We start from the raw sequence: 15,325 nt of genomic DNA, 5'->3' as shown, positions 1-15,325 counted from the left end.
TCGCAAGCAAGGGTAACACGCGAACCTCTGGCTTGGCGCCTCACGGGGCGTTCGCAACGCTCCCCATGGCGCAGTGATGCGGTTTTTGGCAGTGTTTTGTCAAGCGAGGCAGGGTGTTGATGTCACCTTGGCTTAAATTTCACCTAAGGGAGGCATCGGATATGGCGTCTTGAGTGCTGTCAGATGGAGGGGCACGGGACAGTTGTGAGAACAGGAAATACGGCTCGAAAGAGGCACAAACACACTGCGATGGGGAGGGGGAAGTGCAGGTTTCTGTTGCCAGGTACCTGCGAACCCCGCCAGACGCTGCTAGGCGAAAGGACTTAAGTTTCGGTTTTCCGAACAGCTTACGCTGCGAGGGCTACCGGAGCACGATTGTCATTTGCAATTGTACAGTTTTCGCCGATAACGGTGGCAGACAGCCGAAACAAAGCTAACCCCTTTAGACGTCCGTCGATCCTATTTCGACCCCATGATGCCCAAATGAAGCATGTTTGGTGGAGTCGCCGGGTACCGCCCCCGGGTCCGATCCGTGTATTACGAGCGCATTTATGTTCATAGTTCCCGAGGGAACAGGGTAAATATAGGGCATTACGGGGGGGATTTGAAGTGGAGATGCACGCTTTTTTGAAGGTGGGTTCCATTTTCTTTGGCGGCGGTATTGGGGGCCAGCCCCCGCCGCTGCAAAGCACCGGCTCCCCCGGGATATTTTTGGCCAAATGAAATAGGGGAGGCTGCGTGACCTTACTGGCTTAGGGCTTGGACGCGCGGGTTTCGAAGACTTTCTGGGCCATTCGCAGGGTTTCTGTTTCGAGTTTAGTCAGCCCCTGGGCGGCATCTGTGCCCGCGCCTTGGTCTATGGCATCGGCAATCTGGCTGTGCAGTGCAACGATGCTGGCGCGATCCCGGGCGGTAAAGGTGATCATATTCATCAGCGGCTGCATGGCCTCTACCGCGCCGGCCAGTTGGTAGGAGAGGACGGGGTTACCGGCACCGTCGACCAGGGCGCGGTGAAAAGCAACATCCGAGGCGCAGAAGGCCTCATCCGAGAGGTTTGGTTGGGTTTGCCGGAAGATTTCGGCTCGCATTGTGGCCAGTTGATCGGCGCTGCGGCGTTTGGCTGAGAGCGGTGCGCAGGCGCGCTCGAGCGCATAGCGGGCCTCGCAGGCGGTTTCGAAGCTCACCGCATTCATGCTGAGCAGCAGGGTCGAGGTGGTCACCTGTTGGGCATGGGCGTCTTCGAAGCTGAGCCGGTTGACAAAGGCGCCGCCAGTTGCGCCACGTTGCGTGCGGATCAGGGATTGTGCTGCCAGGCGTTTCAGGGCTTCGCGCACCGTGGGGCGTGAGACCTGAAAGTGATCGGCCAATTCGGCCTCTGAAGGCAGGCGCTGATCGACAATCAACTCGCCAATGATGATGGCGTCCTTGATGGCCTGGGCAATCTGCGCTGAGAGATCTGCGGAGCTGTTCGGGTCAATCTTCATCTCAGGTCCTGGCTATGCGAGCTGCATTTTTTATTTGTCTGACATTTAAAAGTCTGACATTTAAATTGCAAGCGGTGAGTCGGGTTGGTCTACTTGGAGGAGGCGGCGAAAGCCATCGCTGGATGCAGAATGTGCCAGGGAGATGCGGCACTGCTGAGGTTTGTTTCTAGTGGGGTGTCAGAGAGGCCAGCCCGGCCATTTGTGGTCTCCACGCTAATCGATCAGGGTAGGCGAGATATCACTCTGCTCTGAAGAATGAGTTCCCGTTGCCAGGAGGATGAACAATGGCATTGATTTCACCATCACGGCGGTTGCGCAGAACGCCGTTTTCTGAAGGCGTCGAAGCAGCTGGAGTAAAGGCCTATACGGTCTATAATCACATGCTGCTGCCAACAGTGTTTGAGAGCGTTGAGGCGGATTATCATCACCTGAAGAAACACGTGCAGATCTGGGATGTGTCCTGTGAACGTCAGGTGGAGCTGCGCGGGCCGGATGCTGGACGCTTGATGCAGATGCTGACACCGCGTGATCTGCGGGGAATGTTGCCGGGGCAGTGTTTCTACGTTCCCATCGTTGATGAAACGGGCGGGATGTTGAATGATCCGGTTGCGGTCAAGCTGGCAGAGGATCGCTGGTGGATCTCGATCGCCGACAGTGATCTGCTCTATTGGGTCAAGGGCATTGCCAATGGCTGGCGTCTGGATGTGCTGGTGGATGAGCCGGATGTGTCCCCCTTGGCGATACAGGGGCCAAAAGCCGAAGAGCTTTTGGAGCGGGTCTTTGGCAGCAGTATTCGTGACATTCGTTTTTTCAGGTTTTCTACCTTCCAGTTTCAGGGGCGTGACCTGGTGATCGCGCGCTCTGGTTATTCCAAACAGGGTGGGTTTGAAATCTATGTTCAAGACAGCGAAATTGGCATGCCGCTGTGGAACAAGCTGTTTGAGGCCGGTCAGGACCTGGAGGTGCGGGCGGGCTGCCCGAACCTGATTGAGCGCATTGAGGGCGGATTGCTGAGCTATGGCAATGACATGACCGATGATAACACTCCGCATGAATGTGGGCTGGGCCGGTTCTGTGACACCCATACTGCGATTGGCTGTATTGGGCGTGATGCACTGTTGCGCGTGGCTAAGGAGGGGCCGGTGCAACAGATCCGGGCCATCGAAATTGCGGGAGACCCTGTGGCCGCCTGTACCGAATTCTGGCCGCTCTACGCGGCAGGTAAGCGGGTAGGACGGGTGTCTTCGGCCGCCTGGTCACCGGATTTTCGGACAAATGTAGCAATTGGCATGGTGCGCATGACCCACTGGGATGCAGGCGCCAAGCTGGAAGTTGAAACCCCTGACGGGATGCGTACGGCCACCGTGCGCGACAAGTTTTGGATTTGAAGGAGAGCAAAATGTTCAATGCACTGATTGTGAACAAGGATGAAGAAAGTGGTCTGGCCTCAGCTGCAGTAGAGCAGATCGGGCTGGATCAGCTGCCAGAGGGCAATGTGACAGTGGCTGTCGATTTCTCCACCGTGAACTACAAGGATGGCCTGTGCCTCAGCCCCAAAGGCGGCGGGTTGGTGCGCAACTACCCTCATATCCCTGGCATTGATTTTGCTGGCACCGTCGAGACCAGCGAAGATGATCGCTATAAGCCGGGCGATAAGGTGGTTCTGACCGGATGGCGCGTTGGCGAGGCCTATTGGGGCGGCTATACGCAAAAGGCCCGGGTCAAGGCCGACTGGCTGGTGCCACTGCCAGCGGGGCTGGATACCCGTCAGGCCATGGCGGTTGGTACGGCTGGGCTGACAGCCATGTTGTCGGTGATGGCGCTGGAAGATCACGGGATGAAGCCCGGTCAGGGGCCGGTTCTGGTGACTGGTGCCGCGGGTGGTGTTGGTTCGGTGGCAACCGCTATCCTGGCGCATCTTGGCTATGAGGTCGCAGGTGTTACCGGACGTCCCGAAACCGAGGACTACCTGCGTAGCCTTGGTGCCACGCAGATTGTGGCGCGTGAGGCGTTGAACGAGACGGTCAAGCGCCCGCTGGAGAGCGAGACCTGGGCGGGCTGTATTGATGCGGTTGGTGGTGACATGCTGGCGCGAGTTCTGGGGCAGATGAAATACGGCGCCTCGGTTGCTGCGGTTGGCCTGGCGGGCGGCGCCGGCTTGCCAGCCACTGTCATCCCGTTCTTGTTGCGGGGGGTCAACCTGCTGGGCATCGATTCCGTGATGCAGCCCTATGACAACCGGGTTCGTGCTTGGCAGCGACTGGCGACGGATCTGCCGATAGAGAAGCTGGAGGCCATGGTCAAGCCCGCGGTGCTGTCGGATCTGCCGCAGCTGGGGGCTGATATCTTGAAGGGACAGGTTCAGGGGCGTGTGGTCGTGGATGTAAACGCCTAAACTGGCGCCACGCAGTCTCACCTGACCGCGTATTCTGATCATACAGACGTCAGCCCCGAATCTTGGTATTTGGGGCTGACTTTATTTGGTTTGGCCAAATCCACCCGTCTAAGTGGCTCGAGGCGCCGGTTTTCGCCAGTCGGTCTTGACCTCCTGCGGTGAGAGCTGCATCCATTCAGACAACAATAAACGGGGACCTAAGATGACGCTGGATATCGATTTTGTACGCGGGCAGTTTCCTGCCTTTCAAGAAGCTAGCTTGCAGGGGCAGGCGTTTTTTGAAAATGCAGGTGGGTCATATACCTGCCAGCAAGTGATCGACCGGCTGACCCGCTATTATACCCAACGCAAAGTGCAGCCCTATGCCCCCTACGAGGCCTCGCGTCTGGCGGGGGCTGAAATGGATGAGGCGCGCCAGCGGCTGGCAGCAATGATGGGGGTTGAGACCGATGAGCTGAGCTTTGGTCCCTCCACCACGCAAAACACCTATGTGCTGGCCCAGGCCTTTCGGCAATTCTTGCAGCCGGGTGAAGCAATTATCGTGACCAATCAGGACCATGAGGCCAACACCGGGCCCTGGCGTCGTTTGGCTGATGAGGGGATCGAGGTTCGCGAGTGGGAAATTGATCCGCAAACCGGCCATCTTGATCCGGCAAAACTTGAAGCTTTGCTGGACGAGAAGGTGCGTTTGGTCTGCTTCCCGCATTGCTCCAATGTTGTTGGTGAGATCAACCCGGTGACAGAGATCACTGCGCTTTCGCATGCGGCTGGGGCCTTTGTCTGTGTCGATGGGGTTTCTTACGCGCCGCACGGGTTGCCCAATGTTGGTGATCTTGGCCCGGATATCTATCTGTTTTCGGCCTATAAAACCTATGGCCCCCATCAGGGCATGATGGTGATGCGTCGCGAACTGGGGGCGCTGCTGCCAAACCAGGGGCATTTCTTCAACGCCGACAGCCTGTACAAACGCTTTACGCCTGCAGGACCGGATCATGCGCAGATTGCCGCCAGCGCCGGCATGGTGGACTACTTTGATGCCCTTTGTGATCATCACGGTGGACCGGTTGAGGGGGCAACTGCCAGAGGGGAGTTTGTTCACGATCTGATGCGCGCACATGAAGTCACGCTGCTCCAGCCGCTGCTGGATGCGCTAAAGGATCGCAATGATCTGCGCTTGCTGGGCCCCAGCGAAGCCGACCGGCGGGCCCCAACCGTAGCCCTGGCCTTGAATCGCCCAGCTGGGCCTGTGGCGGAGAGGCTTGCAGAGATGGGGATCATGGCGGGGGGCGGAGATTTCTACGCAGTGCGCGCCCTTACTGCAATGGGCATCGACCCAGAAGAAGGCGTGTTACGGTTGAGTTTTACGCATTACACCAGCCAGGAAGAATTGAACAAATTGATCAAGGCACTTGATCAAGTCTTGTAATCTGGCTTTCTAACCTGAGTGCTTTAGGGGCTCTGGCGCCCGGCACTCCAGCTTCAGCTCCAAGGATTTTCTCCAAATGCCTACCGCTGCCCGCCTGACCGCTGCTATTTGCCTAGGTATCCTTGCCTTTGTTCTCTCGGTGCAAGTGGTGCCCTTGATGCCCGAAGGCACTGATTTTGGATACTTTTTCCATATCAACGTCACTGTCGGCCTGCTGACAGGCTGGATCTTTATGGGGCGGCGGGTTGGACATGGACTGGTACCGGCGATCAACAATGGACTGACGGGGGCTGCTGTACTGGTGCTCTGGGCGCTGTTTATCCAGGGCGCCTGGGAGATGTTCGACCGGGCCATGCGGAACCGATATGGTGGACCCTTTGAGGCCCTGTTAGCAATTCTAACGCTGTCGCTTGAGTACTTCTTTGTTATTGCGGTGCCAACGGTATTACTGCCCTTGGTCTTAGGGGGCTGCTTGGCAGGTATACTGGCAGAGAGTGCCAATAAACGCTGGTCTTAAATCAAAATTAACAATGGGTTAAAGAACGTGGTTGATCTATTTTTCTACGGCACGCTTCGCTATGTGCCCCTTCTGGAATTGGTACTGGGGCGCAGCGGTGCAGCCCTTGACACCGCTGTTGCCAGCCTTGCGGATCACGCCATTTATGGTGTCCAGGATCAGATTTTCCCGATGATCGCAGAGGCCGAAGGGGAAGAGGCGACCGGGCTTTTGGTACGTGGCTTGAGCGCAGAGGATCTGGCGGCGCTGGATTTCTATGAAGGGGGCTTTGACTATGCACTGAAACCCATCACGGTTCGGCTTGCCACGGGTGAGATGGCACAAACGCAGGTCTATTTTCCCGCCCCAGGCCAGTGGCAGGCTGGCGCATTATGGGATCTGGAGGCCTGGATTGCGCAGTCGGGGGCCATGACGCTGCGCGCCGCCGAAGAAGTCATGGCCTATCACGGCCGGGTCACGGCTGAGCAGATGCGCAAGTCTTTTCCTTCGATCCGTCGGCGGGCCGCTGCCTGGCTAGAGGCCCAGTCCAGATCAGAAGACCCAGGATTTGATTTGTCGCGCGACGTAGAAGTTGTGGCTCATAACCGGGCCTATGTGAACTTCTTTGCGATGGAGGAAATGGATCTCAAATTCCGCCGCTATGATGGTAGCATGAGCCCGGTGGTGAACCGTGGTGTGGCCTTGGTTGGGCGGGCCTCGGTGGTTCTGCCCTATGATCCGCTGCGTGATCAGGTGCTTTTGGTGGAACAGTTTCGGGCAGCCACCTTTATTGCTGGGGAAAAACGCCCCTGGATGTGGGAGCCGGTGGCGGGGCTGATTGATCCAGGCGAAACACCTGAACAGGCGGCGCATCGCGAAGCAGTGGAAGAAGCTGGTGTCACGATTTCACATTTGGAGGAAGTGAGCCGTGGATACCCTTCTAGTGGGTCATCGGGAGAGTTTATTCATATTTTTGTGGGTGTTACGGACTTAAGCTACATCAGTGGTGGCGGTGGTGTTGCGGGCGAGAATGAAGATCTGCGCAGCGAAATCCTGAGTTTTGATACATTGATGCAGGGCATCGATGCGCATCGCTATCAGGACATGCCACTGATCACGGCGGCACTGTGGCTGGCGCGTCACCGGGATCGGCTGCGCGCAGAGCTGCGCTAAGCGCCGCTTCGCATCTTGTAGAGGTCAGCCCCCTTGGTTACATCTTGGGGGAATGATCGAAAGGGATACCATGCGCATTGCACGCGATCTGGCCGACGCCATTGGCCACACACCTCTGATCCGTCTGAACCGCGTCAGCGATGAGACCGGATGCGAAATTCTGGGCAAGGCCGAGTTCATGAACCCGGGTCAATCGGTCAAGGACCGTGCAGCGCTCTATATCATCAAGGATGCGATTGCGCGGGGGGATCTGAAGCCGGGCGGAACCATTGTTGAGGGCACCGCTGGCAATACCGGTATTGGCCTGGCCCTGGTTGGGGCCTCGATGGGGTTCAAAACCGTGATCGTGATTCCGGAAACCCAATCTGAGGAAAAGAAGGATATGCTGCGCCTTGCTGGGGCGCAATTGGTGCAGGTACCTGCAGCACCCTATCGAAATCCTAACAATTTTGTGCGTTATTCTGAGCGTTTGGCGAATGAACTTGCCAAAACCGAACCAAATGGTGCGATTTGGGCCAATCAGTTCGATAACGTGGCCAATAAGCAATCACATGTGGAAACCACCGGCCCAGAGATCTGGGAACAGACCGATGGCAAGGTTGATGGCTTCACCTGTGCGGTTGGGTCAGGCGGCACGCTGGCAGGGGTGGCCGAGGCATTGCAGCCAAAGGGTGTAAAAATCGCCCTGGCGGATCCCATGGGGGCCGGGCTTTATTCCTATTACACCACTGGCGAGATCGCCATGGAGGGGGGCTCGATTGCTGAAGGGATCGGCCAGGTGCGCATCACCAAAAACCTGGAAGGGCTGAAGCCCGACTTTAATTACCAGATCTCCGACAATGAGGCGCTGCCCTATGTCTTTGATCTGTTGCACGACGAAGGTCTGGTGCTGGGCGGGTCCTCGGCGATCAATATTGCCGGGGCCGTGCGCATGGCCAAGGACATGGGGCCGGGCAAAACCATCGTGACCGTTCTGTGTGACTATGGCACCCGCTATCAGTCGAAACTGTTCAACCCGGATTTCCTGCGTGAAAAAGACCTGCCAGTGCCCGACTGGATGACCCATGCACCAGCTTCCATCCCGGGCGTGTTCGAGGACGTATGACCACCGCTTTCAGGCAGCTTGCCAATGTTCGAAGTGAGGCCACAACCCTGTGGCCTCATGCCATTGTAACGCGCCTGATTGCCGCTTTTACCCTCTGGCTTGCAATCATTGTGCTGGGGGGCTTTGCCTTTTCTGGCAGCGCCTTGGCGCAGGATGAGGTTCCGCAGCACAGCAGCTACCTGGATGATTGGCAAAGCACCGCCCTCAGGGCCGAGCAGGCCATCGAAAGCAGTCGCGCCTCCAGCGCAGCCTTTGAACAGCTGCGCAAGGATCTGACGAGGTTTCGCCAGGAGTTTCAGGCGGTTAAAAGCAAGAATCAACAGCGGATCAATACGCTGAACGGGCAGATCCTGGCTCTTGGGGCTGCCCCTGCCGATGGCACGACAGAACCCGCTGATATTGCGCGGCTGCGGAACCGCCTGACCATCCAGCTCAATCAGTTAAAAGTCCCGCGTATCATTGCAGAAGAGGCCTTTAGCCGGGCAAATGGTTTGATTGGTGAAGTTGATACCATTATCCGCGAACGCCGGACCAAGCACCTGTTGCAGCGTGGTCCCTCACCGTTGAACCCCGAACTCTGGCCTGATGCCCTCGAGGCCCTGTTCAGGGTTGGGCGGGTTGTTTGGCTCGAAACACGGACAAAGATCAGCAGTGACACCACGGTGGAGAAGATCTGGGATGGCCTTCCGGAGATCCTCTTGTTGGTGCTTCTGGGGAGTTTTTTGCTGCTTCGTGGCCGCCCCTGGGCACGCAGCATGGGCGAGTATCTGCGCGGGCTTGGCGCGCGCGGCACCGGGGTCTGGACCTTCATAGTGTCCCTGTTGCAGGTGGCCCTGCCTCTACTTGGGATCCTCTTGCTGACAGCCGCTTTGGATGTCGCTGGCGTCCTTGGGGTGCGGGGCACCCTGATGCTGGATCACCTGCCGAGCTGGGCCCTGATCCTGCTCTCGTTCCACTGGCTTGGCGACCAGCTGTTCAAGGCCCCCCGTGAAGTAAGCCTGGTACCGATGGCCGTGCAGCGCCGCGGCGAAGCCCGTCTGATGATCGATCTTTGGGCGGTTATACTGGTGTTGCACGATATCCTGACCGAGCTGTACCAGTTGGAAAACACCGCACAGGACACTCAGGCAGTGCTGAGCTTTCCGCTGATCCTTGCCGCCGCTCTGGTTTTGTATCGGTTGCACCAGATTGGGGTAACACAGGGAGGGCTGGCCAAGGCTCGACCAGAGGGGGAGGAGCGCGACCCTGAGCAAGAACGACGTCTGGCAATCGGCGCCAACCGTTTGTTTGAGGTCGTGCGGCGCGGCGCCTTTTTCTTGGGCTTTGCGGCCCCTATTGTTGCAGCAATTGGCTATGTCAATGCGGCGGAGGCGCTGATTTACCCGGCTATTTCAACGCTGCTGCTTCTGGCGGCGCTGTTTATTGTCCAGCGTTTTGCAGGGGATCTGTTTGGGTTCCTGTCCGGGCAGGGAGAGGCGGCGCGGGACTCACTTGTATTGGTCGGGGTTGGGTTCTGTCTCTCCCTGTTGTCGCTGCCGCTCCTGGCTTTGATCTGGGGCGCGCGTGTTGCTGATTTGACAGAACTCTGGTCGACCTTCCTGGGTGGGTTCACGATTGGCGAGACCCAGATTTCGCCCGTGGCCTTTCTGAGTTTTGCCGTGGTTTTTGCCATTGGCTATGGGCTGACCCGCGTGGTGCAGAGCACCCTTCGGACCTCCCTGCTGCCCAAGACCAACATTGATCCCGGCGGGCAGAATGCCATTGTTTCGGGGCTGGGATATGTCGGCGTCTTTCTGGCAGCTGTTGTGGCCATCTCAATGGCGGGGCTGGATCTCTCTTCGCTGGCGATTGTGGCGGGGGCACTGTCAGTGGGGATCGGCTTTGGCCTGCAAACCATCGTGTCGAACTTTGTTTCTGGCATCATCCTGTTGGTGGAACGACCAATCTCCAAAGGGGACTGGATCGAAGTGGGCGGGTTGATGGGCTATGTCCGGGACATCTCAGTGCGCTCGACCCGGATTGAGACCTTTGATCGCAGCGATGTAATTGTGCCGAATTCGGATTTGATCACCGGAACCGTCACCAACTACACCCGTGGCAATACGGTTGGTCGGGTGATTGTGCCGGTTGGTGTGGCCTATGGCACCGACCCGCGCCGTGTCGAGACAATCCTGAATGAGATTGCCCAATCCCACCCGATGGTGCTGCTGAAACCGGCACCCAGTGTGATCTTCCAAGGGTTTGGGGCGGATAGCCTCGATTTTGAGATCCGTGCCATCTTGCGGGATGTGAACTGGGTCTTATCCGTCAAATCCGATCTCAACTACGAGATCGCGGCGCGCTTTGCCGCGGAAGAGATCGAAATTCCATTCGCCCAGCGAGATCTCTGGATCCGTAACCCAGAGGCGCTTGCGTCCGGCAAGGCACAGGACGTGGCCAGTGCTCTGGGAGACGCGGAATCCGCCACAGGGGCGAGCACCGTAGCGGCGTCAACCAAGGTGCAGCCTGACCTAGCGGATGTGCAGGGAAGCGCGGAAGATGGAGAGGCAGACGCCGACCGTTAAGACGCCGTTGTCAGGGCAGGGAGCTGGTGGCTGACCTGGCCTGCAAAGCTTTTGCTAAAGCCTGTTGGCGGGGCGCGCTGGAGGTCGAAAAACACCCGCTAGAGAGCTGGGGGAACAGGCAAATCTGAAGCCCTAGATCGGCCTGCATCTGGTTGATTGGAAAAGGTTTTAAAAAAGGTGAGATTTTTGTCAGAACGGGCCTTGCAATTCCTTTTCTGATCGGTCAAAAGTCCGCCTAACGGAGAGGTGGCCGAGTGGTCGAAGGCGCACGCCTGGAAAGTGTGTAGGCGGGAGACCGTCTCCAGGGTTCGAATCCCTGTCTCTCCGCCACTTACGAACAAAAGTGGGAACTGTAGAAGCGATTGCTTCGCCGCTCACTATGGCTCGCTCTAATTGTGACCTGCGACCCAATATCGTAATTTGATCAGCACCTACTTTGATCTCGTCAATGATCGCTCGAAGGAATCCCCGCTTTCCTGCTATTGATGGCTGCGCAAGGGCCTCTTGGATACCTGAAACAAACGCTGAGACCTTTTGATGGCTGACGCGAGCTTCAGGTGCGAGTTCAGCGGCAACCTGGTCCCGTTCCTTTTGGGCGCGCAGGTGATGTTCCTTCGCTGACAGGAATCTTTGCTTGAAGTCTTCTTCGGCAAGGTCAACCAGCCCGTGCCGGATCATGTCATATAGGGCGTCGAGGCTTTTCTTGGCCGCTTGTACTTCGGCGTCACGAGTTGCCAGCCGCTCCACTTGAGCCTCTTCAGCTTTCTCTTGGCGCGTGCGCAATGGGTCGAGAAGTGCGTTCGCCTTCTCGGAGGTAAGCAGATCTTCTCGAACATGCTGAAGAACCAGTTCGTCAAGAGCACCCATAGGTACACGGTGACCTTGGCAGCCGGACTTACCCGTGCGCATTTGATTGGAGCAGGAGTAATAGCGATAGCGACCACCCTTTCCTGTTTGCGTGGTCATCCCATTGCCGCAATGCGGACACGTAACGAGACCCGTAAGGAGGACATCGCCGGTCACGACTCTCGGTGGGGTCTTTTTCGGATTCCTGGCATCAAGGAAGTCGCGCAACTGCAGGAATTCATCTTCGGATACGATGGCCGGGACCTGCAGCGGTATTTCCACACCTCCATTTTCACCGCTGCGGAACGTAAACTCGCCCGTATATGTTCGATCGGTAAGGTGGCGATGCACACCGCTCACGCCCCATTTTTTGCCTCTTCTCGTGCGATACCCTCTCTCATTGAGCCAGCATGCGATTGCCTTGATGCCCATGGGGCCGGAAGAGCCGTCACCCTTGAGAGCAAGATCGAACATGCGACGCACCACGCTTGCATCGCGTTCATCAATCACCAAGCCTTTTTTCCGGGTCTTTCCGCGCCGTTCGACTTCCACAACTTTGTACCCGAAGGGCGTGTTGCCGCCGTTCCAGAAACCTTGCAGGGCGTTTTCGTGGAGGCTGCGCCTGACATGTTTTGCTGTCTCCAGTGATTGATATTCATCGAAAATAGCCAGGATGCGCCGCATCAAATTGCCTTCAGGGCTTTCATCGGTTTGCTGAGTCAGGCTGACCACACGAACACGTCGCTTGGCCAACGATCTGATGTAGAGTTCGCCGACGACCTGATCCCGGAAAAAACGGCTGTAGGAGTGTACGACAATAAGTTCACACTCAAGTCCGCCATAAAGGATGGCATCGACCATGGCTTGAAAGCCTGGCCGCTTGTCGGTTGTGCCACTCTTGGCGTCTTTGAACTCACCGACGATGTTGTAAGCGCTATGCTTGCAATATGCCTTGAGCTGTTTGCGCTGATCTGGAATGGAAAGATCTTTTTGGGCCTGCTTGCCTGTCGAAACTCTCAGATAAATAACGGCGCGGCTGCCTGGTGAGGCGACAAACTGCTTTTGCACGGCAATATCCTTCCATGGAATCGCGTTCGAGGCGAACAATGTGTGCTGGATCGGCTCCAACAATAGCCAGTGTACGAATCAAGGTTCAAGCGAATGTTCGCGTTTGTTCCCATTGAGCCCTTAGCGCTGGCTACTTTTTCTTGGTGCATTTCAATTTGAACGCACCAAGAAAAAGCTCCAGGCTCAGTGCTTCAACGCGCGCGTGCGTTGGTCGAAATCACGAGATCCGAAGAGCAAAAATCTAAAAAAACAGCTTGTTGTGGGGCTTGAACGGCTTGTAGTCTGAGGCCAACTAACTGGTGCACAACGGCGATGCCAATGTGTCCATCTCTTGAGCAGGGTTCTTCCTGCACTGGGGCTTGCCGATCGGTCGGTCTCATTAGTCAACAGCGAACCGGCTTCGGCTGGAACGCCAAAGCTATGGAGATGAGACACAATGTCTGAATACACACATGATCTGCCGAAAGACGCGCTTTCGGCGGGCGCGAGGACGCAGAAAAGCCGTTTCAGGGAAACGTCCCGGTTTTTTGTCGTGAACGAACTCAAGTCGGTTCGGTTCGTGACAGAAGAGGAGATCCGCGCGCTCGAAACCTTTTACCAAAAGGATATGAGTGATCTGCTGAATGACAAGAAGGGGGGACGTAAATGAGTTATCCCTTCGGCCAAGACTTCCCTGGTACCCAGCTTAACGCGATCCTTTACGCCAGAGTATCATCAGCCGAGCAGGCTAAATCGGATCTATCCATTCCTGATCAGATGGAGAGCATGCGAAAACACTGTCGACAGGCAGGGATCACTGTCGCGCATGAGTTCTCTGATGCCCGTTCTGGACGTTCATTGGATGGGCGTTCTCTGGGTGAGATATCGGACATAATCAAGTCCGGTACTGTGACGATCAATCTGCTGATCGTGCATTCTTTCAGTCGTTTGGCACGGGAATCTTACGAAGCTGAATGGCTTTGGCGAGAGCTGGAAAAACTCGGTGTGCAGATCGTCAGCATTACGCAGCCCATCGAAGATTCACCTACAGGTGGCCTGCTTCGCCAAATGATCAATGTGTTCGATGAGTATACATCGAACGAAATCGCCAAGCATGTCACGAGAACCATGAAGTACAACGCCGAGCACGGCTTCTGGAATGGGGGTTTGCCGCCCTTTGGCTACGTCGCGGCTGTCGCCGGTATGCGGGGGAAGAAGGTAAAGAAAAAACTGGCGGTAGACCCTAACGAAGCTGAGGACGTGCGGCTGATCTTCACATTATACCTCGACGGTGACGGCAAAACTGGCCCCATGGGCGTCAAGAAAGTAGCGCAATGGATGAACTCTCATGGTCATTCTCGGAGAGGGAGGAACTGGACCACGGGTCAACTTCACCGGCTCCTGACCGATGCAGTATATGTAGGCGATTACCTCTTTGGGAAGAAGAAGCCAAAGGATTCACAGGTCATCGTGAAGGTGCCTGCGATTATAGATGCTCCTACCTTCGACAAGGTCCAGGCGCGACTGCGCGAACACCATCCAATCCTTAAGGCTCCCCGACAAGTCAGTAGCCCGGTCCTGCTCACCGGCACAGCCCGCTGTGGCCACTGCGGGGGCGGCATGGTTTTGGCGACTGGAAAGAGTAACCTGTATCGATACTACACCTGCAGCAATCACAAGCGTAAAGGCAAATCTGTGTGCCAAGGGCAAAATGTACCGATGGAGGAACTCGACAAAATCGTGACTGATGCGCTGATCCTGGCACTCGATGATACCGAGCGAAGCCAAGCTGTGCTCGAGGCGCTGAACCAGCGGATGGATGCCCGGGACGTTGACGAAAAGTCACGAACAGCCGAGCTTCGGCGCGTTCTAAAAGACAAAGAGCAGGCTGTAACCCGCCTTTTCCAGGGTGTCGAGAAGGGGCTGTTCGACCTCGACGACGAGCTGTTCCAGGTGCAATACCAAACCGCCCGATCAGAGCGGGATATCATAAAAGGTAAGATCGAGGCCCTGACCCGAAACCGGAGTATGCGCATGCAGATGTCCCCGGAGAAGGTGGCCCAGTTTGGCCAATTCCTCAGCGAGGTGCTGTTGGCTGGTCCCGTTGGTTTTCGAAAAAGATACATCCAAGCGTTTCTGGAAAGTGTGGTGGTAAAAGATCGCGTCATCAACATCATTGCTCGTGAAAATAGCCCTCAGATCAAAATCGACTGCGGCAAAAGTCCGGAAAAGCTGATGTGAGATGATCGAACCTTAAGGGGTTTTGTTGTGAACCCCATGAAGGTTTCGCTCAATCACATCCTTTTGGCGCCAGAAAGGAGAAAGTCGGCGCTCTTGATAGAAGGCCACCAGCTGTTGGTGCGCCATAGGCACAGGAGAAATTTATGTGCTCAACCATTCCTCGTTCCCTCATTGAACTCCAGGAGTATGCCCGCTTTCACTATGAGGGTCTTCAGAATGCAGCGCTTTTGCTTGCCGGGCCGTTTGCCCTCAAGCGTGTTCAATCGCTGTTGGACGATATCCTCAGTTCTCGCACAATCACTCGGCGGCTGCAGGTGGACATCATCGATATTCACAAACTGCTGTCGCTTTATCACGCGCACGATCCTGATCGTATTGAAGCCGCGTATTTTGCTGAGATCGATTTTTGCGACCCCTTCATCGAAGATATCTGCCTGTTGACCGAGGCGCTTACGGATATTCTTTATCGGCTCGAATTCGATCCTGGTCAGCCTTTGGCTGATTACCTGATGGTTGCCTGACGCAGGCGCGGGCCAGCTGCAATTTCG

At 56.4% G+C, this 15,325-nt stretch carries 11 protein-coding genes, 1 tRNA gene, 1 other RNA gene and 1 pseudogene; 11 read left to right on the top strand and 3 right to left on the bottom strand.

The window, feature by feature from the left end; translation table 11 throughout:
- Positions 1 to 262 precede the first annotated feature (262 nt).
- Both ssrA and ED661_RS19225 read right to left on the bottom strand, forming a co-directional pair.
- Positions 263 to 613: a transfer-messenger RNA gene (gene ssrA / locus ED661_RS19230) on the bottom strand.
- A gap of 139 nt (positions 614 to 752) precedes the next feature.
- Positions 753 to 1,484, bottom strand: coding sequence for a FadR/GntR family transcriptional regulator (locus tag ED661_RS19225; protein WP_122076165.1), 732 nt, complete (start codon positions 1,482 to 1,484; stop codon positions 753 to 755).
- Positions 1,485 to 1,768: 284 nt separating this feature from the next.
- Here ED661_RS19225 and ED661_RS19220 point away from each other — a divergent pair, with 284 nt between their 5' ends.
- The 8 genes from ED661_RS19220 (at position 1,769) to ED661_RS19185 (ending at position 10,973) form a co-directional block, all read left to right on the top strand.
- Entirely contained in the window at positions 1,769 to 2,872 is a 1,104-nt protein-coding gene (locus ED661_RS19220; protein WP_122076162.1) for a dimethylsulfoniopropionate demethylase, read from the top strand.
- Positions 2,873 to 2,883: 11 nt separating this feature from the next.
- Positions 2,884 to 3,879: an acryloyl-CoA reductase gene (acuI, locus tag ED661_RS19215; RefSeq protein WP_122076159.1), complete on the top strand. Its 996-nt coding sequence runs from the start codon at positions 2,884 to 2,886 to the stop codon at positions 3,877 to 3,879.
- A gap of 202 nt (positions 3,880 to 4,081) precedes the next feature.
- Positions 4,082 to 5,305: an aminotransferase class V-fold PLP-dependent enzyme gene (locus ED661_RS19210; protein ID WP_122076157.1), complete on the top strand. Its 1,224-nt coding sequence runs from the start codon at positions 4,082 to 4,084 to the stop codon at positions 5,303 to 5,305.
- A gap of 76 nt (positions 5,306 to 5,381) precedes the next feature.
- Entirely contained in the window at positions 5,382 to 5,822 is a 441-nt protein-coding gene (locus tag ED661_RS19205; RefSeq protein ID WP_122076155.1) for a TrgA family protein, read from the top strand.
- A 27-nt stretch (positions 5,823 to 5,849) separates the two neighbouring features.
- Positions 5,850 to 6,974 (top strand): NUDIX domain-containing protein, encoded by a 1,125-nt coding sequence (locus tag ED661_RS19200; RefSeq protein ID WP_122076153.1) that lies wholly within the window; start codon positions 5,850 to 5,852, stop codon positions 6,972 to 6,974.
- A gap of 70 nt (positions 6,975 to 7,044) precedes the next feature.
- The gene (locus tag ED661_RS19195) at positions 7,045 to 8,079 is read left to right on the top strand and encodes a cysteine synthase A (protein ID WP_122077055.1); all 1,035 of its coding nucleotides are present in this window, start codon (positions 7,045 to 7,047) and stop codon (positions 8,077 to 8,079) included.
- Positions 8,076 to 10,643, top strand: a complete 2,568-nt coding sequence (locus ED661_RS19190; RefSeq protein ID WP_122076152.1) for a DUF3772 domain-containing protein — start codon at positions 8,076 to 8,078, stop codon at positions 10,641 to 10,643. The genes ED661_RS19195 and ED661_RS19190 overlap by 4 nt, the downstream gene beginning before the upstream one ends.
- Before the next feature lie 240 nt (positions 10,644 to 10,883).
- Positions 10,884 to 10,973: transfer RNA gene (locus ED661_RS19185), tRNA-Ser, on the top strand.
- A 558-nt stretch (positions 10,974 to 11,531) separates the two neighbouring features.
- On the opposite strand, the pseudogene ED661_RS22440 reads toward ED661_RS19185, so the two are convergent.
- Positions 11,532 to 12,557: pseudogene (locus ED661_RS22440) on the bottom strand (recombinase family protein); the annotation flags it as partial.
- Positions 12,558 to 12,993: 436 nt separating this feature from the next.
- Here ED661_RS22440 and ED661_RS19165 point away from each other — a divergent pair.
- From ED661_RS19165 to ED661_RS19155, 3 genes are all read left to right on the top strand, one after another.
- Positions 12,994 to 13,206 (top strand): hypothetical protein, encoded by a 213-nt coding sequence (locus tag ED661_RS19165; RefSeq protein ID WP_122076148.1) that lies wholly within the window; start codon positions 12,994 to 12,996, stop codon positions 13,204 to 13,206.
- Positions 13,203 to 14,777: a recombinase family protein gene (locus tag ED661_RS19160; protein ID WP_122076147.1), complete on the top strand. Its 1,575-nt coding sequence runs from the start codon at positions 13,203 to 13,205 to the stop codon at positions 14,775 to 14,777. The genes ED661_RS19165 and ED661_RS19160 overlap by 4 nt, the downstream gene beginning before the upstream one ends.
- A gap of 143 nt (positions 14,778 to 14,920) precedes the next feature.
- The gene (locus ED661_RS19155; RefSeq protein WP_122076145.1) at positions 14,921 to 15,298 is read left to right on the top strand and encodes a hypothetical protein; all 378 of its coding nucleotides are present in this window, start codon (positions 14,921 to 14,923) and stop codon (positions 15,296 to 15,298) included.
- Positions 15,299 to 15,325 lie beyond the last annotated feature (27 nt).

Source organism: Pseudophaeobacter sp. EL27 (assembly GCF_900313025.1).
In the GTDB taxonomy this organism is placed as follows: domain Bacteria; phylum Pseudomonadota; class Alphaproteobacteria; order Rhodobacterales; family Rhodobacteraceae; genus Pseudophaeobacter.
The sequence above is the reverse complement of the archived record's forward strand: the minus strand, read 5'-3'. Positions and strand labels throughout refer to the sequence as shown.